Annotated in this window: 19 protein-coding genes; 7 read left to right on the forward strand and 12 right to left on the reverse strand. The window is 66.2% G+C overall.

The genetic code is table 11. The features are described 5' to 3' along the window. From ABNS06_RS10465 to ABNS06_RS10480, 4 genes are all read right to left on the reverse strand, one after another. Nucleotides 1-461: response regulator (locus ABNS06_RS10465; protein ID WP_348674496.1), on the reverse strand; the 461-nt coding region annotated here is incomplete at its 3' end. 105 nt (nucleotides 462-566) lie between these two features. Further along, nucleotides 567-1,730, reverse strand: a complete 1,164-nt coding sequence (locus ABNS06_RS10470; protein ID WP_348674498.1) for an acyl-CoA desaturase — start codon at nucleotides 1,728-1,730, stop codon at nucleotides 567-569. A gap of 128 nt (nucleotides 1,731-1,858) precedes the next feature. After that, a complete protein-coding gene (locus tag ABNS06_RS10475; RefSeq protein ID WP_348674499.1) occupies nucleotides 1,859-3,469 on the reverse strand; it encodes a peptide chain release factor 3 in 1,611 nt (536 codons plus the stop codon). 74 nt (nucleotides 3,470-3,543) lie between these two features. Further along, complete coding sequence (locus tag ABNS06_RS10480) at nucleotides 3,544-4,101, reverse strand: NnrU family protein (RefSeq protein WP_348674501.1); 558 nt, start codon at nucleotides 4,099-4,101, stop codon at nucleotides 3,544-3,546. Between the two features lie 37 nt (nucleotides 4,102-4,138). On the opposite strand from ABNS06_RS10480, the gene ABNS06_RS10485 reads away from it, so the two are divergent. After that, nucleotides 4,139-4,558: a hotdog fold thioesterase gene (locus tag ABNS06_RS10485; protein ID WP_348674502.1), complete on the forward strand. Its 420-nt coding sequence runs from the start codon at nucleotides 4,139-4,141 to the stop codon at nucleotides 4,556-4,558. On the opposite strand, the gene ABNS06_RS10490 is transcribed toward ABNS06_RS10485, so the two are convergent. Next, nucleotides 4,555-8,778, reverse strand: a complete 4,224-nt coding sequence (locus ABNS06_RS10490; RefSeq protein WP_348674504.1) for an Ig-like domain-containing protein — start codon at nucleotides 8,776-8,778, stop codon at nucleotides 4,555-4,557. The genes ABNS06_RS10485 and ABNS06_RS10490 overlap by 4 nt on opposite strands. A gap of 99 nt (nucleotides 8,779-8,877) precedes the next feature. Here ABNS06_RS10490 and ABNS06_RS10495 point away from each other — a divergent pair, with 99 nt between their 5' ends. Both ABNS06_RS10495 and ABNS06_RS10500 read left to right on the forward strand, forming a co-directional pair. Further along, nucleotides 8,878-10,827: an acetyl-CoA hydrolase/transferase C-terminal domain-containing protein gene (locus ABNS06_RS10495; RefSeq protein ID WP_348674505.1), complete on the forward strand. Its 1,950-nt coding sequence runs from the start codon at nucleotides 8,878-8,880 to the stop codon at nucleotides 10,825-10,827. Beyond that, a complete protein-coding gene (locus ABNS06_RS10500; protein WP_348674507.1) occupies nucleotides 10,824-11,126 on the forward strand; it encodes a DUF2288 domain-containing protein in 303 nt (100 codons plus the stop codon). The genes ABNS06_RS10495 and ABNS06_RS10500 overlap by 4 nt, the downstream gene beginning before the upstream one ends. A gap of 4 nt (nucleotides 11,127-11,130) precedes the next feature. On the opposite strand, the gene ABNS06_RS10505 is transcribed toward ABNS06_RS10500, so the two are convergent. Beyond that, entirely contained in the window at nucleotides 11,131-11,718 is a 588-nt protein-coding gene (locus ABNS06_RS10505) for an HNH endonuclease (RefSeq protein ID WP_348674509.1), read from the reverse strand. Nucleotides 11,719-11,909: 191 nt separating this feature from the next. On the opposite strand from ABNS06_RS10505, the gene ABNS06_RS10510 reads away from it, so the two are divergent. Both ABNS06_RS10510 and ABNS06_RS10515 read left to right on the forward strand, forming a co-directional pair. Then, on the forward strand, nucleotides 11,910-12,479 hold the full coding sequence (locus ABNS06_RS10510; RefSeq protein ID WP_348674511.1) for a DNA-3-methyladenine glycosylase I: 570 nt from the start codon (nucleotides 11,910-11,912) through the stop codon (nucleotides 12,477-12,479). A 91-nt stretch (nucleotides 12,480-12,570) separates the two neighbouring features. Further along, the gene (locus ABNS06_RS10515; protein ID WP_348674513.1) at nucleotides 12,571-15,270 is read left to right on the forward strand and encodes a fused MFS/spermidine synthase; all 2,700 of its coding nucleotides are present in this window, start codon (nucleotides 12,571-12,573) and stop codon (nucleotides 15,268-15,270) included. A 123-nt stretch (nucleotides 15,271-15,393) separates the two neighbouring features. Here the strand turns inward: ABNS06_RS10515 and ABNS06_RS10520 are convergent, their stop codons facing one another. Both ABNS06_RS10520 and ABNS06_RS10525 read right to left on the reverse strand, forming a co-directional pair. After that, nucleotides 15,394-16,719, reverse strand: a complete 1,326-nt coding sequence (locus ABNS06_RS10520; protein ID WP_348674515.1) for a YihY/virulence factor BrkB family protein — start codon at nucleotides 16,717-16,719, stop codon at nucleotides 15,394-15,396. A 76-nt stretch (nucleotides 16,720-16,795) separates the two neighbouring features. Further along, nucleotides 16,796-18,595: an oligopeptide:H+ symporter gene (locus tag ABNS06_RS10525; protein ID WP_348674517.1), complete on the reverse strand. Its 1,800-nt coding sequence runs from the start codon at nucleotides 18,593-18,595 to the stop codon at nucleotides 16,796-16,798. A 310-nt stretch (nucleotides 18,596-18,905) separates the two neighbouring features. On the opposite strand from ABNS06_RS10525, the gene ABNS06_RS10530 reads away from it, so the two are divergent. Then, entirely contained in the window at nucleotides 18,906-19,463 is a 558-nt protein-coding gene (locus ABNS06_RS10530; RefSeq protein WP_348674519.1) for a phasin family protein, read from the forward strand. 126 nt (nucleotides 19,464-19,589) lie between these two features. After that, nucleotides 19,590-19,910 (forward strand): hypothetical protein, encoded by a 321-nt coding sequence (locus ABNS06_RS10535; protein WP_348674520.1) that lies wholly within the window; start codon nucleotides 19,590-19,592, stop codon nucleotides 19,908-19,910. Nucleotides 19,911-19,939: 29 nt separating this feature from the next. Here the strand turns inward: ABNS06_RS10535 and ABNS06_RS10540 are convergent, their stop codons facing one another. From ABNS06_RS10540 to ABNS06_RS10555, 4 genes are all read right to left on the reverse strand, one after another. Next, entirely contained in the window at nucleotides 19,940-20,245 is a 306-nt protein-coding gene (locus tag ABNS06_RS10540; RefSeq protein ID WP_348674522.1) for a DUF6489 family protein, read from the reverse strand. A 56-nt stretch (nucleotides 20,246-20,301) separates the two neighbouring features. Continuing rightward, nucleotides 20,302-21,438, reverse strand: a complete 1,137-nt coding sequence (locus ABNS06_RS10545) for an osmoprotectant NAGGN system M42 family peptidase (protein WP_348674524.1) — start codon at nucleotides 21,436-21,438, stop codon at nucleotides 20,302-20,304. Nucleotides 21,439-21,455: 17 nt separating this feature from the next. Next, nucleotides 21,456-23,222, reverse strand: coding sequence for an N-acetylglutaminylglutamine synthetase (ngg, locus tag ABNS06_RS10550; protein ID WP_348674525.1), 1,767 nt, complete (start codon nucleotides 23,220-23,222; stop codon nucleotides 21,456-21,458). A 24-nt stretch (nucleotides 23,223-23,246) separates the two neighbouring features. After that, a partial coding sequence (locus tag ABNS06_RS10555) for an asparagine synthase-related protein (RefSeq protein WP_348674527.1) occupies nucleotides 23,247-23,663 on the reverse strand: 417 nt, incomplete at its 5' end.

A 23,663-nucleotide genomic window follows, 5' to 3' on the forward strand; every position in this document is an offset into this window, starting at 1 on the left:
CTGCCGATGGCGGCATGGATGGACAGCGACAGCCGGGAGGTATCGAGATCGTCCTTGGGCAGCACGTCATGGGCGCCCAGCCGGATGGCGTCACGTGACAGCGGGACATCCATGACACCGGAGATGAGCACCAGCCCGACCGGCTCGATGTTGGCGAGCATGCTGAGCAAGTCCAGCCCGGTCATGTCGGGCAGCATGTGATCGATCAGCATGCAGGCGATGCGACCACCGCGCAGCTGCTCGACGGCATCCTGCGCGGTCTCGGCCTCGATCAGTTCCAGACCCACCGTTGCGCCGTCGGCGAGTATCCGCCGGATCAGCAGGCGATCAGCCGCCTCGTCGTCGACGACCAGCAACTGATCGCGCACTACGGCGTCCTCACCCCTGGAACCGGACTGACGGCCGAAGCCCAGGCGCTTGCGCAGCTGGGTACTTGCGGCTGAGGCGGCGTGTGAATCCATGCCCGCAGCATACACCTCACGGCGATGCGCAAGTGCTGCATCGCCGCAAGTGTTTCGTGATCATGAACGGGCCGGGAGCACAGCCGCTCCCGGCCGGTTTTGGCGCTAGGCGGGCGTCGCCAGGCGCGTGGAGACGGCCTCGCTCAGCATCAGCCGGGCCCGCAGCACGATGTCGTCCATGGACGGTGACCGCGCGAACATCTTGTGGGCCCGCGCCCGGACCTCGTCCACCGACGGCAGCTCCGGCAGTTCCGGCAGTTCGAAGTGCTGGATGGCGTCACGACCGCGATCGATGCGGGCCGCCAGATTGCGCTTGAACTCGTCAACGGCCACGCCGCTGCGGGTCAGCCGGGCGCGAACGCTGTCGGTCAGCGTGTCGGCGCAGAACGTCGCGGCGAGCTGGGCGGCCACGCGATCCTTGAGTTCGGACGACAGCTTGCGCTCGCCCGCCAGCACGTGCCGAGGCGGCTCCTTCAGATCCCAGACAACCCCGACCCAGGACAGCATCTTGAGGATGTAGTAGGTCGGGTCCCATTCGTACCAGCGGAAGCCCTGACGGGTGCTGGACATGAAGTAGTGGTGGTTGTTGTGCCAGCCCTCGCCCATGGTCAGGACCGCGAGCACGGGGTTGTTCCGCGAGTCGTCACCGGTGAGATAGCGCTGCTTGCCCCACACGTGCGACAGCGAATTGATGGTGAACGTCGAGTGGTACACCAGCACGGTGGAGAAGAAGAAACCAAACCACAGGCCGGACCAGCCGAACAGCACGAACACCGCGATCCCGAGAATGATCGCCGGCAGGAAGCGGTTGTTGTCCAGCCACACCAGTTCCGGATACCGCGTCAGATCCTGCACGTTGTCGTAGTTGGCTTCCTGGGCCTCGTTGTTCCAGATCCAGCCCATGTGGGAGAACCAGAACCCGTACTGCCGAGGGCTGTGCATGTCCTTGGGCGTGTCGGAATAGCGATGGTGATCGCGATGCTTGGAGGCCCACCAGATCAGCCCCGACTGCGCGGTGGACTGCGCCAGAAAGCCGAGGATGAACTGGAACACGCGCCCGGTCTTGAACGAGCGGTGGGAGAAGTAGCGGTGGTAGCCGGCTCCGATCGCGAAGATGCGCACCCAGTACAGGGTCACGCAGACCACGATGTCGGCGGTCGACACGCCGGTGAAGAAGGCCCCCAGCGCCGCGATGTGCACACCGAAGAAGCCCAGCATCGCGCCCACGCTGGAGGGCGTGAATTTCTTGTCGTACGTCAGTTCAGCCATGAGTCTCGTCGTTTGTTTGTCCCTGGCCGCTGCCGGGTTGCAGCGCGCCACGCACCTTCAGTCCCCGTCATCAGAGGACAGGCAAGTTTGGTGCCTCGCCCGACCAGTACGACCCGAGGAGATACGGATCAGTTCGTTCCGTGTTCGCGGGTCGATGCAAACCGGATGTCGGGCCACCGCTCTTCCGTGAGTTGAAGATTCACGCGGGAATTCGCCAGATAGACATGTGCACCCGCATGATCCACTGCGATTCTAGACACATTCTTGTTAAGGAAGTCTTTCAGTTTCGACGGATCATCCGAACTGACCCACCGAGCGGTCGCCACAGGCGCCTGATCGTACTTGCAGTTGACGCCGTATTCATCGGCCAGCCGCTGGCGCACGACATCGAACTGCAGCACGCCGACCGCGCCCAGAATCACGTCGTTGTTGCTCTTGGGACGGAACACCTGCGTCGCCCCCTCCTCGCAGAGCTGATCCAGGCCTTTGTTCAACGCCTTGGCCTTGAGCGGATCGGCCAGCACCACGCGCTGGAACAGCTCCGGCGCGAAGTTCGGCACGCCGGAATAGACCATCGCCGTGCCTTCCGAGAACGAATCGCCGATGGAGATGGTGCCGTGGTTGTGCAGACCGATGATGTCGCCGGGCCAGGCCTCGCGGGCGGCGCCACGGTCCGAGGCCATGAACGTCACGGCGTCGGAAATGCGCACCGCCTTGCCCTGACGCACGGAATGCAGCTGCATGCCCGGCGTGTACTTGCCCGAGCACACCCGCATGAACGCGATGCGGTCGCGGTGGCGCGGGTCCATGTTCGCCTGAATCTTGAACACGAAGCCGGTCAGCTCACCGTGGGTCGGCTCAACCGATTGCGGATCGGCATCACCCACCGTGGCTTCGCGCGGCAGCGGCGGCGGCGCCCAGTCGGCGAAACCATTGAGCAGCTCGCGCACGCCGAAGTTGGAGATCGCGGCACCGAAGAACACCGGCGTCAGTTCGCCGGCGCGATAAAGCTCCAGATCAAAACCGTGACCGGCCTCCTTCACCAGCTCGATCTCCTCCAGCAGCGTCTGGTAGATCGGTCCAAAACGTTCGGCCATGCCATCCGCGTGCAGACCGTCGACGGTCTCGATGTCGCTGATCCGCTCCTTGGGCCCGTCATAGAGATAGAAGCGGTCTTCCAGCAGGTGGTAAACACCGGCGAAGTCGCGCCCCATGCCCAGCGGCCAGGTCACCGGCGCGCAGGCGATCTTGAGCACGTCCTCGACCTCGTCGAGCAGTTCCATCGGCTCGCGGCCGTCGCGATCCAGCTTGTTGATGAAGGTGATGATGGGCGTGGTCCGCATGCGACAGACCTCCATCAGCTTGATCGTGCGCGCCTCGACGCCCTTGGCCGAATCGATGACCATCAGCGCGGAGTCCACCGCCGTCAGCGTGCGGTAGGTGTCTTCGGAAAAGTCCTCGTGCCCCGGCGTGTCCAACAGGTTCATCATGCAGTCGCGGTAGGGGAACTGCATGACCGACGTGGTGATGGAGATGCCGCGCTCCTGCTCCATCTTCATCCAGTCCGAGGTCGCATGGCGCGCGGCCTTGCGCCCCTTGACCGTACCGGCAAGCTGGATCGCGCCGCCGAACAGCAGCAGCTTTTCGGTGACGGTGGTCTTGCCCGCATCGGGGTGCGAGATGATGGCGAAGGTGCGGCGCTTGTCGGCTTCCGCACGCAGATTGGCTGGCGTGCCCATGGGTCGAGCTGGAAATCAAAGGGCCGCGATTGTACCGGCTCGCCCACCGGCGGGTCGAAACCGACCCGGCGGGGTCAGCCGATCACGGGCACCCCGAACAGGTGACCGTGGGCATGCATCAAACCGACATAGGCCACCAGACCAACCACCACGGTGACCACGTCCAGCAGCGGATTGACCTTGCCGCGCGCCGGCGCCGTGCCGCGCTTTTTCACCGAGATCACGTCGTAGACGGCAAACGCGAGGAAGGCCGCGAACAGCAGCATGGACGCCAGATCACCGTTGGCGAGCAGATGCACCAGCGCCCACAGCTTCACCGCGGCAAGCATCGGATGCTTGACGACCCGGCGCAGGTTGTTCGGAACGTAGGCGGCAACCAGCAGGATCAACGCGATGGGCATCAGCGCCAGCGGGATGTGCCGCGTCCACACCGGGGGCTGCCAGATCGCGACGAACGGCGCCTCGGCCTTGCCCCAGATGATTAGCACCAGGCCGATCGCGGCCACGACGGAGAACAGCCCCTTGTAGCCCAGTTCGCCGAATCGACCCTGCAAACCCACCCGCAGCGCGGGCCGCGTGGGCACCAGATGAACACCCAGGAACACGACGAGACCGGCAATCAGTGCAATCATTCCACTCCCCTATCCGCCCCGGAACGGAGCAGCACACGTGAATGACGCGCCAGACTACTCGCTCGATGCCCTGCGGAAAACCTCGATCGGCACCATCAACGAAGTGCTCGGCGTCGAGGTGATCGAAGCCGAACGCGGCCGCATCGTCGGGACCATGCCGGTCACGGAAAAGAACGTGCAGCCCTACGGCATTCTGCACGGCGGAGCGAGCGTGGTGCTGGCGGAAACGCTGGGCTCGATCGGCTCGGCGCTGATCGCCGGCGAGACCGGAAAGCGCGCGGTCGGCCTGGAGGTCAACGCCAACCACGTGCGTCCGGCACCCAAGGGCACGACGGTGACAGGCGAGGCCGTGCTCGCGCACGAGGGCCGTCGCATTCACGTCTGGCAGATCACGCTGCGCAACGAAGCCGGCAAGCCCACCTGTCTTTGCCGGCTGACCGTGTCGCTGATCGACTAGTCCACGCAGACGCGAGCTCGACGCCAGACCGCGGCACCAACAAGCAGCAGCAGCGCCCACAGCCCCAGCGCGCCACTACCGTCATCGTCGTGCAGCGACCGGGGCGAGCCGACGGTGTCGGAAAACACCAGGTCGCCCTGGTTGAACCAGATCTGTACCGCGCCCTGTTCGGCCAGCAGCAACACCAGATCGGTGTCGCCATCGCCGTCCATGTCGGCCAGCGCCATGTCCACGGCATCGGCATCGATGGCCGTGTCATGCGGCCGCAGACGCCCGCCGCCGTCATTGACCAGCAACTGGACCACGCCATTCGGGCTGGCGCTGACCACATCCAGGTCGCCGTCCCGGTCGATGTCCGCCATGACGAGCCGGCGCGTGACCCCGATGTCGGCGCGCGTGCCGATTTCCATGGCGTTGCGTGACAGGGCGCGCAGCATCCTCAGCTCCGGCGCGACGAACACATCGTCCAGCGTCTCGGGCACGGCCGCCAGAAGATCGCCGTCACCATCGCCGTCCAGATCGCCGCCGGCCCAGTGGGTTACACCAGCGGTGGGCAGCGCGACACGGGGGCCGAAGCTGCGCCGGCCGATGGTCGGCTGGAACACGTCCCCGTCGGCGAGGCCGAACACCGGCTCCGGCCGGCCGTCGCCATCGATGTCGGCGAGGCCAATGGAGATCGCGTCCGCCGGCTCCAGCAACACGGTGAAGAAGCCGTCCTCGCCCTCGGTGAACAGCACCTCCGGCACCGCATCGGCATGGAGCATCAGCACGTCACCGACACCGTCCTCGTCCAGGTCCGCGCCCAGCGCATCCAGACCCTCGGTACCGGTGAACGCGGCCGCCGACAGGACGAAGGCACCGCTGCCATCGTTGACGTACAGCGCGTGACCGCCAGAGGCGTTCACGACCAGCAAGTCCTCGCCGGTGAGCCCGTCGAACTCTCCCGCGATCAGGCCCGCGACCTCGCCGACATCGCCCAGCGAACCGTCCAGCTCGTAGTCGTCCGAGGCCTGCTGCCGATAAATCCGGGTCGGTGAGCCAGCCTCACTGCCGACGGCCACATCGGGGCTGCCGTCGCCGTCGGCGTCCAGCACCGCCAGTCGTGTGCCGCCGCTCACCGCGAACTCGACGCCGGGCACCTCCGCCAGCAGTTCGGTCACGATCACGCCGTTCGAGGCGAGGTTGTCCTCCGGATTGAGGTCGGTGGTCAGATCGCCGGCGCGTGCCTGCAACCAGACACCCCCCGCCCGATCGGCTTCGGTGACCACCTCGATCTGCTGCGCGCCACCGGACTGGATCGCGCCGACATCACAGTCCAGCGTCACGGTCTGCACGCCGACACTGCGGCTGCAACCGGTCGGCACGTCAACGGACAGCCCGGCGCCAGACACCTGCAGGATCACGGCGCCGCCCGCGGTGGCATCGCCGGGGTTGGAGACCTCGACCGTCCAGGTGAACGGGGTTTCCGGCTCGACGATCGACGCCGCGGGCGTCACCGATACGGCCACGTCCCGCTCCGGCTCGGTGACGGTCAGCGTGAACGCGACATCGGTGGAGGCGCCGGACGGATCGGTCGCGGTCAGCTCGACCACGTAGCTGCCGGCGCTCTGGAAGGCCGGGGCGCCGGTCACCGCGTCGCCGGAGAATTCCAGCCCTTCCGGCAGGCCGGTGACGGCGAAACTGAGCGTGTCGCCGTCCGGGTCCTCGAACACCTCGCCGAGCGTCAGCGAGAAGGCCTCCCCCTCGTCCAGCTCCTGATCCTCGGGCGCGTCGACGACATAGGGCGCGTCATTGCCCACACGCTCGACGATGAGCACCAGCGGGGTGCTGGCCGACGCCCCGGCGGTGTCGGTGGCGACGATGTTGATCATGTAGCGGCCAATGTCGGCCTCCGACGGCGTGCCGGTGATCTGGCCGTTGATCGTGCCCAGCGACAGCGACGACGGCAGACCCGAGGTGGTGAAGGTCAGCGTGTCGCCGGCATCGGCATCGCTGAATGCCGCGCCCACCGCGACCACGGCGGCCTCGTCCACGAATACATGCTCCTGCCCCAGCGCCACCGCGACCGGCGCGTCATTGCGCCCCTGGATGTCGAAGCGCAGTTCCGCGCTGGCCTGCGACCCCGCCGAATCGGCAATCGTGTATTGCAGAGTCTCGATCTGAACCTGCCCCTGGCGAAGACCCTGCACCGCCGCGGACCCGGTGGGGTCGAACGCAACCGAACCATCGCTACCGACGGTCACCGGCAAGCCGGAGGAAGTCGTCGCATCCGCGCTGACCAGTTGCAGGCTGTCGCCGCTGTCCGGGTCGGAATCATTGGCCAGCACGCCGGGCGCCGGACTGCTGACGATGCCGTCCTCGGTGAGACTGAAGCGGTCGTTGTTCGCGACCGGCGGATCGTTGACGCCGGTGACGGTCATGACCACTTCACCTTCGGCGCTGGCGCCCTCGGTGTCCGCCACGAAGTAGGTGAACACATCCTCGACCACGACACCCTCGGCCAACCCGAGGTAGGCGGTCACGGGGTCGTAAACCATCCGGCCGTTGCCGGAGATCACCAGCGACGCGCCACCCGGGCTGGTCGAAGGTCCTGAGGCACGCAGCGTCTGCTGGTCCGCATCCGAATCGTTCGCCAGCAGCCCCGGCGCGTCGACGATGAACACCGCGTCGGCCGAAACCGCATAGGCGTCATTGCCGGCAACCGGCGCATCGTTGATCGGTTGCAGCGTCAGCGTGACGCGACTGGCGGAGGAGTCCAGCGTGGCGCCGAACACCCGGACCGACAACACGCGGGTGGTGTCGCCAAGAATCTCGCCGTCGTAGCGATAGCTCAGCGTCGCCAGGACGGCCGCGTAGTCCTCCGGGGCCGCCTCGCCGGTCAGCGTCATCACGCCGCTCTGTGCGTCGTACGCCGCGGTCAGCGCGGTGGCGCCAACATCCACCGCCAGCGTCTCTGCGCCGGGATCGTTCAGCTCCGTCAGCACCACCTCGGCGCGCTGCAACAGCTCCAGATCGCCACCGGTCACCGTGACGGCCGGAGCGACTACCACCGCTTCGGCGGTTTCGGCATAACTGGCGGCCACGTTGCGGCCACCGGCGCTGCCGTTCAGGTCGACCACGGGCCGGTTCACGTCCAGTTCCACCGCGCCGACATCGCAGGCCTCGGCCAGGGGACGCGTCTGGCCGAGCTGATCCACCCCGCCCACCGCGTCGTCACCGCAGACATCGTCCGCGGCGGCGTCAAGCAGCACCGTCGGCAGCGCCGGCGGATAAACCGTCTGTAGACCGCTTCCCAGCCCGACCTGGTCCACGGCCTCGCCCAGATTGATGGCGTCCACGTCGGCAACCGTGAAACCCGTGCAGCTCGCGTCGCTGGCGACGCTTCCGTCCACCGCGGCGAGCGTGCCGATGATGTTGCACTGCCCGCCCATACCGTTACCGGCGATCACCGTGTTGAGCACGGACACCGCGCTGTCCGATCCCACCACCAGCCCGGCCGCGGCATTGGACGCCTCGTCGGTCAGACGGTTGTCGGTGATGGTGACGTGGGACAGCAGGCTGCCGCTGGCGTTGCTTCCACTCAACCGGATGGCGCCCTGCCCACCACCGACGTTGCCAGCCACCGTCGCGTTCACCAACGTGAGTCGGCCCACGCTGTCAATCGCTCCGCCGACGCCGCCAACGGTATTGCCGATCAGGGACACGCGGGTCAGCGTGGCCAGACCGGCGTTGTAGAGCCCGCCGCCGACCGACTCGGCGGTGTTGCCCTCGAACCGGACGTCGGAGGCGATCAGGACGCCACCGTTCTGGATGCCGCCACCCACGGTGGACGAGGTGCTGTCGAGAATCTCCACGCCGCTGAGCGTCAATGTGCCGAAGTTGCGCACCGCGCCGCCCTGGGTGCTGCTGCCACCGCTCAGCACCAGGTTGCCCAGCGTGACCGTGGCGGTCCCTTCGATGGTGACCAGCCGGGTTTCACCATCGGCAATCAGCGTGATGTTGCCGTCGTCGGTAAGGCCATCGATGCTGACCTCGATGTTCTGAAAATTCAGCGCACTGGTCAGCGTGATGGACGGGCCGCAGGCAAAGTCGACCGCCCCGCCCCCCTCGATGGCGCTCTCCAGCGCCTCCTGCGTGCATTCGGACACGGTGCCGGCCGCCAGCGCCTGGCTACCAAAGCAGATCGCGGACATCGCCCAGCCAAGTGCGGCCCGCCGCATTACAGTGATCACCCCGATCCCCAGCCCTTGTTGCGCAAACCCGAAGCATAGCGCGGACACAGCGACTATCATTCCTCCCCCGTCCACGCGCACCACCTCATGACCCTGCTGACCACGGCCGACTACGAGGCCGCCATCAACGCCGTCATCGAACGCGTGGGCAACACCCTCGTGCTCGGTATTCCGCTGGGGCTGGGCAAGCCGGTCGGCTTCACCAACGCGCTTTATTCCCGCGCCAAGGCGGACCCGACACTGACGCTGACGATCTTCACCGCGCTGTCACTGAACCGTCCGAGGGCCGCGGGGATCGCGGGCCGGTTCATCGACCCGATGTTCGATCGCGTGATGGACGGCTACGAGGATCTGCTTTATCTGATCGACCGCGATCGTGGCGCGCTGCCCGACAACGTGACGGTCCGCGAATTCTTCTTCCAGGCCGGCTCCCAGCTCGGCAACGCCAACGCGCAGCAGAACTACATCAGCACCAACTACACCTTCGTCGCCCGCGACATGCTCGACGCTGGCGCGAATGTTTTCGCGCAACTGGTCGCGCCCCATCCGGACCCGAGCGTCGAACGCGTCAGCCTGAGCTGCAATCCGGATGTGAGCCTGGACGTGGTGCCCGCGGCGCGGGAGCGCCGGCCGATCGCCGTGATCGGCGAGGCCCACGCCGAACTGCCGTACATGCCCGGCGACAGCGAACGCCCCTGCGACGATTTCGACGTACTGATCCGACGCGAAACGCGGCCGCGCAGCCTGTTCGCCGTACCCAAGCAGCCGGTTACGCTGGCCGACCACGCCATCGGCCTGCACGCCAGCACCCTGGTCCCGGATGGCGGCACCATCCAGCTCGGGATCGGCGCGCTGGGCGACACGGTGGCGCACGCGCTGACGTTGCGGCATCGGGACAACGCGACCTGGCGTTCACTGGTCGGCGAGCTGACGCCGCTGGCCAAAACCATCGGCGGCGACACCCCATTCGACACCGGCCTGTACGGCGCCACCGAAATGTTCGTGGACGGCTTCATGGCGCTTTACGACGCCGGCGTGCTCAAGCGTGAGGTCATCGACGACCTGGACCGCCAGACCGCGCTCAATGCCGGCGAACCCGTGCGCGAGGACGACATCACCCAGGTGCTGCACGGCGGTTTCTTCCTCGGCCCGCGCTGCTTCTACGATCGTCTTTCCACCATGTCGCTGACCGAGCGGCGCCGCTTCCACATGACCACGGTGGGCCGGATCAACCAGTTGCACGGCACCGAGAGCCTGGACCGGCTGCAACGCGGCCGCGCGCGCTTCATCAACACCGGGCTCAAGTGCATGCTGACCGGCGCCGTGGTGTCGGATGCGCTGGACAACCATCGCGTGCTGTCCGGTGTCGGCGGGCAATACAACTTCGTCGCCCAGGCCCACGCGCTGGACGACGGCCGCTCCATCCTGCTGATCAAGGCGGTGCGCGGCGACGGCAAGGACGCGGAGTCCAACATCGTCTGGGAGTACGCGCACACGACCATTCCCCGTCATCTGCGCGACATCGTTATCACCGAATACGGCGTTGCCGACCTGCGCGGCGCCACCGACCGGGACATCATCGCGCGGCTGCTGAACATCACCGACTCGCGGTTCCAGGCGGAGTTGCTGGCCCGGGCGAAGGCGGCCGGCAAGATCGAGGCCGACTACGCGATCCCGAACGCCTACCGTCGCAACACGCCGGAAGCGCTGGCGCAACAACTGGGGCCGGCGCGGCGCAGCGGCGCGCTGCCGCATTTCCCGCTGCCCACAGACTGGACGGAGGAGGAGGAGATCCTCGCGGTCGCACTGTCCCGGCTCAGCCGGATGAAGGCGGAGCAACATCCCCTCGCATTGGCGATGCGCGCCTGGCGTGCGGGCCGTCCCGGCGAAGCGGTTCTCGGCCTGCTCCGCCGCGTCGGACTGGACACACCCGCCACGTTGCAGGATCAGATCGCCGCGCGGCTGCTGGCGCCACTGCTGCAGGCGGTGCTGGACGAGGGTCCCGCCGCATTGCGTCCCCGGCAGGCGACGCCATGAACCTCGAGGACATGCGGGCGGAACTCGCCACGCAAACCGCCAAGATGCCGTGGTCCGATCTGCAACGGTTCTTCGCCACGGGGCAGGCCTTCGCGGTCGCGGCAGGCATCGATCTGGTCGACGTGGCCGCGCGCATCGCGATCGACGACAAGGCAGCCGTCGAAGCGCTGATCACGGAGCAGCACTTCGGACCGGTCAGTGACGCGCAGGCACTGGAATGGATCGAACAGGACGCCAGCGTCTGGACCGTCGTCGTCAAACCGTGGGTGCTGGTGCAGGCGATCGCCGACACCGACTAGGCCATCAGGCGGCGAGCACGCCCCCGCGATCCCGCTTGGTCACGAACTGATCGAGAAACGCCTGCTGATCGCCGAGGATGCGCCGGTTGGACAGAATCAGATATTCCGCCCGGTTCGGCGCATAGGGCACGGCCAGCAACGGCTGCCCCGCCTCCTCCGGCGTCCGGTTGCTCTTGTGGCGATTGCAGGACCCGCAGGCGGTAACGCAGTTGGTCCAGTCGTCCGGCCCGCCACGCGAGGTCGGGACGACGTGGTCACGGGTCAGTTCGGAATGGCGGAACCGCTGGCCGCAGTACAGGCAGATGTGGCCGTCACGCTGGAACAACGCCCGGTTGGTCAACGGCGGCACCAGCGACATCAGGCGGCCGCCGCGGCTGTCGTTGACCGCGATGATCGTGTCCAGCTCGAGAAAGGAACGACGGCCGGTGGCCCGATTGATGCCACCCTGGATGCGAATGCGTTCGCCACCACCTTCCCAGGCGACCTTCTCGTTGCAGTAGAGCGTCGCGGCGTACTCCCAATGCACCCAGTCGAGCGGGATCCCGCCGACATCCAGCTTCAGAATCAGTGGATGAATGTGCACGTCGTTCACCGTTCGATCTCCTGTCGGGCCTGCAAACCGGCCCTCGGCAGCGCTGGGTGAGCATTCGTTCGAATCGATCGGGTCAACGCTATAGGTCCGACATGACGCCACGTTGACAACGCGTTCGATCCGAAATCGCTTGCAGAACTATCGTTCAAGTGGCAAGGATTTGCCAACTTTCGTCGATGAGGCCGCACGACATGGATGATCGCCCCCGCTGTCCCTGGGTGGACCTGAGCAAGCCCGACTATGTGGCCTATCACGACACCGAATGGGGCGTACCGGTCCACGACGATCGACGGCAGTTCGAGTTCCTGACGCTGGAGGCGGCCCAGGCCGGTCTCTCCTGGTACACCGTGCTGCGCAAGCGCGACAACTACCGACGGGCATTCGCGGACTTCGACCCGGCGACGGTCGCCACCTTCGATTCCGATGACGAGGTCCGGTTGCTGGCGGACCCGGGCATCATCCGCAACAAACTGAAGGTTCGCGCCGCGATCAACAACGCGGCCCGCTTTCTCGAGGTGCAGGCGGAGTTCGGCAGCTTCTGCGACTACATCTGGCGGTTCGTCGACGGGGCTCCGGTCCCGCCGCCCCCGAAACGTCATCAGGACTACCGATCGACCAGCCCGGAGTCCGATGCCCTGTCCAAGGATCTGAAAAAGCGCGGATTCAAGTTCGTCGGCAGTACCATCGTCTACGCGCACATGCAGGCGGCGGGGTTGGTCAACGATCACAGCGCCGATTGCTTTCGGCGCCACGAATGCTGATTCTTTAGGGGTTCGTCCGCCCGGGGGACGACGAACACGCAGCCGCCATCGACGGATGAGCGGGCTGTTGCCCTCGCTGGGATTCCGCAGTTTGTCTGACACATCACTCGCCACCGCAACCCGCCATGCGCGCTCCAGGCTGCAGGTCGCACTGCTGTGCTCCGGCGCCGGTGCGCTGCTGCTGGAAGCCATCTGGTTCCGGCAGCTCGGCTGGGCGCTGGGCAATACCGTGCGCGCCGGCGCCGCCACGCTTGCCGCCTTCATGCTGGGACTCGCGCTCGGCGCCCTGCTAAGCCTCTGGCTGACCCGCCGCATTCGCCATCCGGTGCGGGTATTCGTCGGCACCGAAAGCCTGGTCGCGATCCTCGGCCTGGCCGTCATCCTGTTGCTGAGCCGCGGCGAGACGACCATCGCCACCTGGCTGGGCCCCCTGCTCGACCAACCGGTGCTGTTGCAGACCCTTCGCTTCTGGCTGAGCGTGGGCGTCCTGCTGCTGCCGGCGATGGCCATGGGCATCGGCCTGCCGCTGCTGATCTGCGCCTGGGGCGACACGCCGGCGCTGGGGCCGCTGCTCGGCCGGCTCTACGCCGCGAACACGCTGGGTGGCGTCCTCGGCCTGCTGGTCGGAGAGTGGCTGCTGATCCCGCTGGCCGGACTGCCGGCCGCCTCGATCGTCGCGCTCACCCTGGTGCTGGCGTCAGCGGCGCTGGCCTGGCCGCTGCGTGACGCCACGCAAACAGCCGGCGAGATGACGCGACGGATCGCACCGTGGCCGTTGCTGGTGGTCACGGCCGGTATTGGCGCCGCCATGCTCGCGATCGAGGTCGTCGGATTTCGACTGATCAGCCTGCAAACCGCCGGCACGACGCGCTCCCTGACGCTGGGCGTCGCCTGCGTGCTGCTGGGCCTGGCCGCGGGCAGCCGCCTGGCCGCGCTGTGGACGGAGCGCGCGCCCGCTGCCGCGCGCAATATCGGCCTGCTCACCGCGGCCGCCTGCGCGGCCTGGCTCTGCGGCATCGGCCTGGCCGCCTTCGGCGCCCATCTCGGCCACCCGCTGGCTCGCTGGGGATTGGCGCTGCCAGGCCTGTTCATACCGGTGAGTGTGTGCTCCGGTGCCCTCCTCACACTGATCGCCGAGCGCATCCGCCAGTCCGAGCTGCACCCCGGCACCGCCACCGCGCAATTGCTGGCCGCGAATGCGGCGGGCGCCGCGCTGGGCGCGGGGCTCGCCGGGAGCTGGTGGCTGCCGGCACTGGGGCCGGCGCCGCTGGCCGTCGCGCTGATGATCGGTCTCGCCGTGCTGGTGCTGTTCGCCGTCGCCTGCGAGCTGCCCCGACTGCAATGGCTGCCCCCCGTGCTGGCGTTGGCCGTGGTCGCGATGGGGTTGCGCACGGTGCCGATGCTCGTCGACGCGCAGGTCACCGCGGCGGCACAACCCTATCTGGCGCTGGACGACAGCGACCGGGTCGCGGTGGCGCATGGCCGCAACGAGACCCTCCAACTGCTGCGCAGCGATTTTCTCGGTGAACCGGACAGCTGGCGGCTGGTGACCAATCGCTACTCGATGAGCAGCACGGCGCGTGACTCGGAACGGTACATGTCGCTGTTCGCCTGGTGGCCGCTGGCTCTGCAGCAACAACCCGCGAGCGCGTTGCTGATCTCCTATGGACTGGGCACCACGGCCAAGGCGCTGCTGTCCGACAACCGGGTGGCGTCGCTGGACATTGTCGATATCTCGCCGGAGACCTTCGAACTGGCCGACCGCATCCACAATCTGGACCCGGTCGATGATGAGCGCGCGCGCCTGCATGTGACCGACGGACGCTTCTTCCTGGCATCCACGCAAGGCGAGTACGACCTGATCACCGGCGAGCCTCCGCCCCCACGCATGGCGAGCATCGTCAATCTCTACACCCGCGACTATTTCCGGCTGATGCGCCAACGCCTGTCGGATACCGGGGTCGCGACCTACTGGCTGCCGGTCGACCAGCTGTCGCCGGCCTCCGCCAGATCCATCGCCGCCGCGTTCTGCGATGTCTTCGAGCACTGCCTGCTGGCCGCCGGCAGCCACTACAACTGGATTCTGATCGGCCCGCCCGCGACGCCGGACTGGCATGCGGCGATCTGGGACCAGCGCTCGTCGCTCTACCAGTTGCGGCGCACGGGCGTGGAATCCCCGGCCATGCTGTGGACGGGCTTTCTGGCGGATGCCGATCAGATCCGGGCCTGGATCGGTTCCGCGGCGCCGCTGACCGACACACACCCCGGACGGCTGCGCCTGCGTGGACCGGACGCCGACGAACTGCTGGCCTACGCCGACTGGGCCGCGCCGTCGGAGGCCCGCCGACGCTTTTTCGATTCGAGCTGGGTCGCCGCCGTGCTGAATCCGGATCAGATGCAGTCGGTGGCTGAACTGTGGGACTGGCAGCCGATCCTCAACGGATTCGTCCACGACGCGCCAATCGCGCTCATCGATGGGTTGCTGCCCACCGACCTGATCACGCCGGTGCTGTGGGGGCTGGGCAGCGGCTGGAATGAACAGCGGATCGCGGCGATGGACTCGCTGGTCGTCGGCACCGATGCCGAGCGCGGCCTGCGCGCGTTCCATCGGGGGGTGGGCTCGCTGGCGCGGCGCGAGCCGCGCATGGCCATGCAGCACTTCGTGGATGCACTGGAGTTCGACATCGACCGCTCGCGTGAACTGGCGGTCTACGCCGCCTGCCAGGCCGGGCTGCGCGACGACGCTCGGCGCATCGCCGGTCCCGCCCGATTCGCGTTCCGCTGCTGGTAGTAGGGCCTGTCAATCCGGTGTGGCATGCGGCGCTCTTTCCACCTTGCTGGACGAAACAATGAACACCGGAATCGGCCACCCATGTCGGGTTGACAGGCCCCTTGGCCCTTCGGCCCCGCTGTCCTAGTCGCGTCGGCGGGTCACCAGGTCACGAATGGTCCGGTCGCCCAGCGCCTCGCGGATCGCGGCCTCGTAGTGGCGGATCTCCCGCCGCACCGGGCCCTGAATGGGCTGGTGTTCCTGCGTGTCCGGTTCGTCGGCCCGGTCGGAACGCACCGTCTCGATGATGTCCGACAGCGGCAAGGCGTCCAGATCCCGCGCTGGCAGCAACCCCATCCAGGGCGACTCGACCTCGACCAGCACCCTCGCGGCCAGCAGGCGGTCGACGACCGAGTACACGGCCTCCGGACGCTCGCCGGTCTCGTTCGCCAGTTCACTGACCGGCAGCGGCGGTTCGCCGGATGCGAACCGGTGCGCGATGATCCCCATGATCTGCAACGCCAGATGCTCTCGCGTGCGGTTGCCCACGAAGCTTCCGGTCGGGCTGGGACGCACGTAGTTCGGATACTGCAACAGGAAGGCGAGCTGGCAGCCCACGAGCAGAATCAGCCAGCCAACGTAGAGCCAGATCAGCAGGAACAGCAGGATCGCGAAACTGGAGTAAACCGCGTTGTAGCTGGGCACCGTGGTCGCGAACTCCGCGAACGCGAGGCTGGCGCTCTCCCACAGCAGACCGGACAGCACGCCCCCGCCCAGCGCCGGCAGCAGACGCACCCGGGTGTTGGGGACGAAGCTGTACATGAACGTGAACGCCGCGATGACCAGCAGATACGGCACGAAACGGGCGGCGAAGTGGATGATCGTGCCCAGGGGCTCGATGTGGGACAGGTGCACCAGAATGGCGTTGCTGGACGCCGATGCGGTGACGCCCACGGCCGAGAACACCAGCACCGGCCCGACGATCAGTACCGACATGTACTCGCCGAATCGCTGCGCCAGCGGCCTGGACCGCTCGATGCGCCAGATGCGATTGAAGCTGCCCTCGACCTTTTGCAGCATCGAGATCGCGGTGTAGAACAGCATCGCGATACCCAGCGACCCCAGCACACCGACGCGGACGTTCTCGACGAAGCCGATCACCGTCTCGGTGATCTCCCCGGCCTTGTCGCCCAGCGGCGCCAGCACCCGCAACAGTACGGGCTCCATGGAGTTGTGAACGCCCAGCGCCTTGAGCACGGAAAACGACAGCGCCAGCAAGGGCACCAGCGACAGCAGCGTCGTGTAGACCAGACTCATCGCCCGCATCGACAGCTCGCCGCGGGACAGTTCGCGGCCCACTGCCGCCAGCAACTGCGCGAGTCGCAGCAGTGATCGCCGCCACATCGGCCAGGCCGGATCGATGGACCGCCAGAGCTCCTGGCGCAGGCGTTCGAGCAGGTTTTCAGGCATGCCAGTTCCTTCGCGGGCGGGCGGGCGCGACCCGTGTGACAGCGACGCTACCAGCGAGTGCTCGGCAATGCAGGCATCAGGTCTCGAACCGCTCGTGCCGGTTCATGCCGTGGCCCTCGACATTGCCGACATCCGCGGCCGGATCACCCTTGAGCGTGTCGAGCCGCATCATCCGCTTGATCACCGGCACCAGCAGCAACATGACCACGGCGATCGCCATCGCCACATAGGCCACGTTGGTGTAGACCTCGGCATAAGTCGCCTTGGCAGCGGCAACATTCGTCAGCTGGCCACCGATGGTTTCCGCGCCGGTCGAGCGTGCGATGACGCCGGCGAGATAGTTGGACAGGCCCGAATAAAGAAACCATGCGCCCATGCTCAGGCCGACCACGCGGGCCGGCGCCAGCTTGGTCACGGTCGACAGACCCACCGGCGAGAGCATCAGCTCCGCCATGGTGTGGATCCAGTAGATCAGGAAGATGTAGTACACCGCGGTCAGGCCGGTCGGCCCGCCTGCCTTCATGCCCGCCACCAGCGCGAGAAAACCGAGGCCGACACCGAACACCCCGAACGAAAACTTGAGCGGCGCCGACGGTTCGCGGCCGCGACGGGCCAGCGCCGTCCACATCCACGCGATGATCGGCGCGAAGATCACGATGTAGCCGGCGTTGAGAAACTGGAACACCGGCGCGGGCACGGACCAGCCGAACATCGTCCGGTCGACCAGCCGGTCAGTGAAAAGGTTCAGCGAGGAACCGGCCTGCTCGAACAGTGCCCAGAACGGAATCTGCGCGAGGATGAAGTACAGGGCCGCCAGCATCCGAGGACGTTCATCGCCCTCCAGCTTGAACACCGCGTAGGCGATGAACGCGATCACGATGGCGATCCCCAGCGCGCCGACGAACCAGTCGGGGATCAGATGGGACTTCATCACCAGCAACATGGACACGGCGATGATCACCAGCCCGACCCCGTAGCAGGCCATCTCCACCGTCACCGGCCCGAACACGCGTTCGCGCAGCTTGGCGGGATCGGGCGGCTCGGCACGACCCTCGAGCCACTTCTGCCCCCAGAGAAACACGCCCAGCCCGGCGAGCATGCCGAGTCCGGCGAGACCGAAGCCGTACTTCCAGCCGTAGGCGATGCCGAGATAGCCGCAGAGAATCGCCGACAGGAATGAGCCCAGGTTGATCCCCATGTAGAAGATCGTGAAGCCCGAATCCCGTCGCTTGTCCTCCAGCGAGTAGAGCGAGCCGACGATCGTGGAGATGTTCGCCTTGAGATAACCGACCCCGGCAATGATCAGGGCCAGCGACAGGTAAAGGATATTGACGTACAGAGGCTGCTGCTCGATGCGGGTCGTGTAGTCCGCAACCGCGATGCTGGCCGGCAATCCGACCGCCGCGGGCTGGTCGATCACCATCCGTGTCGCGTTGTCCTCGAAGCGGATCAGCGACTGGCCGGAATCCGCGATGATGATCTGCGACGCATCGCCGCCCCGCCCGTCCAGCGTGACCTGATACTCCTGGCCCTGGTAGGTCAGGATCTCCCTGGAGCCGGCACCCTCGAAGGCCATGCCGAAATGGCCCAGCACCAGCAGAATCGCCCCGTAGGTCACCGCCTTGCGCTGCCCCAGGTAGCGGTCGGCGAGCGTCCCGCCGATGATGGTCATCACGTACACCAGCGCCGTGTAGGCGCCGTACAGCAATGCCGAGCGTTCGTCCGAGAACAGGAAGTGCTGGGTCAGATAAAGGATTAGCAGCCCCCGCATCCCGTAGTAGGAAAAGCGCTCCCACATCTCCGTGAAGAACAGGATGGCGAGGCCGCGCGGATGACCGAAAAAGGTCTTGCCGCCAGCGGGGGCTGATTGCGTCATGAAGGGTCCAACGGAAGATTGATCTGGCACGAGTATAGCGAGCGCCTTCGCGGGTGCGACGCCGCACCGGTCAACCACTGAACATTCGCCAGCGGTTGTCGTCGAAGCATCCAGAGGGTCGACCACGGCCGGGGCTGTCGCCTCATCGGGCCCGGGCGAACCCGATGCTGCCCAGGATCGCCTTCCGACGAACGGCGAAAATGTTGCAGTGCAACACGTTGACACTCTCCGGGCTCGCCCCTATGATGCGGTGCAGCATTTGTTGCAGAGCAGCATTTGCGCCGTAGTCGCTCCCAGGAGGAATTCAACAGTGGAAATTCAAGTCGTCATCAATGACGTGAAAGGCAAGGCCGAAACGTATGCCGGCCAGGCGCAGGACGTGTTCAAGACCTCCGTGGAGGTTGCCAAGAAGGCCAACGGCATTTTCGTGGGCAGCATGCAGACGCTGGCCAAGACCGAATCCGCAGCTGCCAAGGACCTTTACGAAGCGGCACTGACCAGCTTCGAAAAGGCCAAGAAGGCCGGTGTGAAGGCCGTGGCCAACAAGCCCGCCGAGTTCGTGCCGAACGGCAAGGACCGCATCGTCACCGCTTACTCGGACTCCGTGAAGGTCGTCACCAAAGCTCGCACCGACCTGGAGAAGGTCTTCGAAAAAGGCTTTGACACCATTCAGGTTCAGCTGGGCCTGAAGAAGCCGGCCCCGAAGAAGCGTGCCACCAGCACGGCCAAGAAGGCCCCGGCCGCGAAGAAGGCTCCCGCCAAGAAGACCGCGGCGAGCAAGTCGACGGCCTCCACGGCGAAGACCACGACCAAGCGCACGACGTCCACGGCCAAGAAGACGGCCCCCAAGACGACGCCGAGCGCGTAAATCGGGATTCCCGATTGGATCGAACACGGAATGTTCGGTATTCCGTTCTACGAAAGGGGAGCCAGACGCTCCCCTTTCGTGTTTCTGAGCAGAGGTACAGGGATGAAAATCCCAATGCCAAGACGAGTGAAAGTCCTGACCTCCATCGTCAGTGACGCAGGTCACGTGGTCTTCGGCACCGTCGCTGAGCTGTTCTGGGTCGAGGTCGACGCGATGCTCGGACACCGGAGCGCCTTTCGTGAGCGTCTGGATGTGTTGCGCTCCAGCGAGAACGCGGCCGACATGGTCGCCCGGCAAATCGACCTTATCCCCGAGTCGACCCGACGTTTCCAGCGCACGCGAACCGAACGCCAGCACACCATCTCCAAGTTTCTGCGCGCAAGCCGCGAACTGGGTGACCGGCTTCGCGACTCGTTGCCTGGCGGCCGGAAACCCGCCCGGGACTGAGCGCGCCCGCGAACGCCGCTAGGGAAGCTCTAGGCGTCGGAGTCCGGCTTTTTCGAACTCTTGCGGCGCGTCCGCCGACGCGGCGGCTCCGGATCGGTTTCCGGGTCGATGTCATCCGCGGCCCGGGCGAATGCGGTCGCCAGCACCCGCTGCCAGGCACGGCCGCCGCGCTCCACGTTTTCCCGCACGAAGGTGGTCGGATCGAATCCTTCCGCCGAACTCATCCGGTCACGCACGTATTTGATGATGTCCTCCTGGATGCCGACCACATCGGGCAATCCCAGGAACGAGCGCAGCTCTTCCGGCTTGACGTCGATTTCTATCTTGATGATCACGCGGCTCGGTCCTTGCTGAAGACGGACCGGTGTTTTCGCCGTTCAGCGGGACGGCGTCAACCCGACCCGATGTGTTCCTGCTCCAGCGAGTGTTCCGGAAATCCTTCCAGCGGCGCCAGTTCCTCGCGGTCGCGCAGGAACGTCGGCTCGCTCTGGATGTACAGCGCCAGCAGTTCGGCCAGCGATCGCAACGAGTGCAGATGGGTGCGTTCGTAGCCGTGCGAGGCATCCACCCCGAAACACAGCAGCGCCGTGCGGATGTCGTTGCCGGCCTCGATCGCCGAGGCCGAGTCGGAGCGGTAGTAGCGGAACACGTCGCGCTGGTAGCGCACCTCGTGATCCTCGCAGATCTCGATCAGCTTGCGCGTCAGATGAAAGTCGAACGGCCCGACCTGATCCTTGATCGCGATGGTGACGCCGGTTTCCTTGGAATTCTGCCCCGGTGCCGGCGTCGCGTTGTCGATGGTGACCATCTCGGCAACGTCCTGATGCAGCACGGCCGAAGCGCCGTAGCCGACCTCCTCGGAAATCGTGAACAACAAATGGCAGTCCACCGGCGGACGGACACCGGCCTCGACGATCGCCTTCGTCGCCGCGAGCAGGGCCGCCACGCCCGCCTTGTCATCCAGGTGGCGCGAGTTGATGAACCCGGAGTCGGAAATCTCCGGATTGGGGTCGATGGACAGGAAATTGCCGATCTGGATACCGAGCTTGCGCAGGTCGGCCTCGTTGTAGGCGAACTCGTCGACGCGCAACTCCAGGTTGTCCCAGCTCGTCGCCTGGGTGTCGACCTCGTCGTTGAAGGTGTGCCCGGAAGCCTTCAGCGGAAGAATGGTGCCGCGCAGGCGCCGACCGTCATCCAGCAGAATCGAGCAGCGCGCGCCTTCGGCGAACCGCGCCGACCAGGTACCGATGGGCGTGACTTCCAGCCGCCCGTTGTCCTTGAACGCGCGCACCATGGCGCCGATGGTGTCCAGATGGACCACCACCGCGCGATCCGGGCTGCTGACGTCCCCGGGGATCGTCGCGCGGATCGCGCCGCGCCGGGTCAGTTCCACGTGCACGCCCAGGCGTTGCAACTCGCGACCAACGTAAGTCGTGATCTCGTCGGTGAAACCAGTGGGGCTGGCGATGTCCAGCATCTTGAGCAGATGCTCGCGCAGGTAATCGTTGTCGATGGGAAGTCGTTTCACGAAGTTCTCTTTTTTATTCAAGCCTGATGCGCGTGCAGGTGCCGCGCGGATTCCGCTGTCTCGGGAAACAGCAGATCGACGAATCGCTGCGCCGTGGGCTGGGGCTCATGATTGGCCAGACCCGGGCGCTCGTTCGCCTCGATGATGACGTAGTCCTCACCCTCCGGCCGGTCGATCAGCAGATCGAGTCCGACCACCGGAATCTCCAGGGCGCGACTGGCGGTAATGGCGACATCCCGCAGATGTGCAGACAACTGATCGGTCACATCGTGCAACGTGCCGCCGGTGTGCAGATTGGCCGTCTTGCGCACTGGCAGCAACTCGCCCTCCGCCAGCACCGATTCCATGGTCAGCCCCGCATGCTCGATGCAGCGCTGGGTTTCCGCGTCCATGGGAATGCGACTTTCGCCTTCGGTTGCGGCCTCGCGCCGGCGGGACAGCTTTTCGATCAGTTGCTGCACCGTGTGCCGACCCGTGCCCCGAACAACCGGCGGCTTGCGCAACGCCGCGGCGACGACGCGATGGTCGATGACGATGATGCGCAGGTCATCGCCCTGGTGAAAGGACTCCAGCAGCACCGTCTCGCAGACCTTGCGCGCCTCCTTCACGCTCGTGCGCAGCACCTTGGGCGTGCGCACGTCCACCGCGATTCCCGCGCCCTGTTCGCCGCGGGCGGGCTTGACCACCACAGACCCGTGCTCGGCCAGAAACGCCGCGTTTTCGGCCGGATCGCCGGCAACCTGCTGCACCGGCACCTGCAACCCCGCCTTGCGCAGCAGCCGCGAGGTGACCCGCTTGTTGTCGCAGCGGCTCATCGCGATGGCGCTGGTCAGATCACAAAGCGACTCGCGGCAGACAATGCGGCGCCCGCCGTGCGACAGGCTGAAATACGCCTCGTCGGCATCCAGCACCTTGACCTGAATACCGCGGCGCTTGGCTTCGGTCGTGATGATGGTCGCGTAGGGGTTGAGCCGCTGCTCCTCGTCCGGGCCGATGAACAGCTTGTGATTGATCGGGTTCTTGCGCTTGACCGTGAACACCGGCACCCGCTGGAACCCGAGCTTCTCGTACAGCGCGATCGCCTGGGCGTTGTCGTGCAGCACGGACAAATCCATGTAGGCCCGTCCGCGAGCCAGGAAGGTTTCGGCCAGTTGCAACACGATGGCCTGACCCACGCCCGGCACCTGGCACTCCGGATCCACCGCCAGACACCAGAGACTGGAGCCGTTTTCCGGATCGTCGAAGCTTTCCGCGTGATCAACGCCGGTCGCGGTACCGATGATGCGGCCGGTGCCGGCCTCCTCGGCGACCAGATAGACCAGCCGCCGGTTCTTGCGGTTGTCCCAGAGAAAATCCGGCGGTGTCGGCACCATGTGCCGCAGCTTGTAGAGCCGAAGAATTCCCTCGGCATCGGCCGATGTGGTCATTTGCCGCACGGTGAACCCGCGTGGACTGCTGGGCTGCCGCGGCACATGGTTGAGCCACAGCCGGAAGGTGTGCGACGGATCGAGGAACAGTTCCTGCGGTGCGTAGGCCAGCACCACATGCGGATCGCGGATATAGAAGGCAATGTCGCGCTGTCCCGTGCGTTCCTCGCGCAGCGCCTGCGCCACGGACTCCAGCTCGCTGAAGGTGTGGGCAAAGATCAACCGCCCCCAGCCGCAGTTCAGGATGACCCCGGCGGGCGGCACCTCGCCGTCGGGACCACGGCGCTGGCCGCCCCATTGCAGCGACGGCGCGCGCGAGCGGTCGAATCGGTGATCAACGCGCTTGCGTTCGGACATCGGAGGCCTCCGAGAGAACGGTAATTACAGCTTGTGCGATTGCAGCCAGAACTCGAGCAGTGCGCATTGCCAGAGTTCCGAGCCGCCCAGCGGGGTGATGTGGTCTTCCGGCGAGGCCAGCAGCGTGTCGAGATAGTCCTGCCGGAACAGCGCGCGCTCCCTGGCGGCCGGCTGCGACAGGATGTCCTGGACCATGGTCTTGACCGGCCCCTGGATGTACTTGAGCGCCGGCACCGGGAAGTAGCCCTTGGGCCTGTCGATCACCTCGTGCGGGATCACCTCGCGGGCAATCTCCTTGAGGATGTGCTTGCCCGGTACCTTGTGCTCCGCCGGCACCTGCGCGGCAAGCTCGACCAGCTCGTGATCCAGGAACGGCACCCGCGCCTCCAGGCCCCAGGCCATGGTCATGTTGTCCACGCGCTTGACCGGGTCGTCGACCAG

Source organism: uncultured Abyssibacter sp. (genome assembly GCF_964000955.1).
In the GTDB taxonomy this organism is placed as follows: domain Bacteria; phylum Pseudomonadota; class Gammaproteobacteria; order Nevskiales; family OUC007; genus Abyssibacter.

Bases quoted from the DNA above. Each gene is read 5' to 3' on its own strand.
- ABNS06_RS10510 (WP_348674511.1), top strand. From the start codon at position 11,910: ATGGATGATCGCCCCCGCTGTCCCTGGGTGGACCTGAGCAAGCCCGAC.
- ABNS06_RS10470 (WP_348674498.1), bottom strand. From the start codon at position 1,730: ATGGCTGAACTGACGTACGACAAGAAATTCACGCCCTCCAGCGTGGGC.
- ABNS06_RS10500 (WP_348674507.1), top strand. From the start codon at position 10,824: ATGAACCTCGAGGACATGCGGGCGGAACTCGCCACGCAAACCGCCAAG.
- ABNS06_RS10475 (WP_348674499.1), bottom strand. From the start codon at position 3,469: ATGGGCACGCCAGCCAATCTGCGTGCGGAAGCCGACAAGCGCCGCACC.
- ngg (WP_348674525.1), bottom strand. From the start codon at position 23,222: ATGTCCGAACGCAAGCGCGTTGATCACCGATTCGACCGCTCGCGCGCG.
- ABNS06_RS10490 (WP_348674504.1), bottom strand. From the start codon at position 8,778: ATGCGGCGGGCCGCACTTGGCTGGGCGATGTCCGCGATCTGCTTTGGT.
- ABNS06_RS10495 (WP_348674505.1), top strand. From the start codon at position 8,878: ATGACCCTGCTGACCACGGCCGACTACGAGGCCGCCATCAACGCCGTC.
- ABNS06_RS10480 (WP_348674501.1), bottom strand. From the start codon at position 4,101: ATGATTGCACTGATTGCCGGTCTCGTCGTGTTCCTGGGTGTTCATCTG.
- ABNS06_RS10520 (WP_348674515.1), bottom strand. From the start codon at position 16,719: ATGCCTGAAAACCTGCTCGAACGCCTGCGCCAGGAGCTCTGGCGGTCC.
- ABNS06_RS10525 (WP_348674517.1), bottom strand. From the start codon at position 18,595: ATGACGCAATCAGCCCCCGCTGGCGGCAAGACCTTTTTCGGTCATCCG.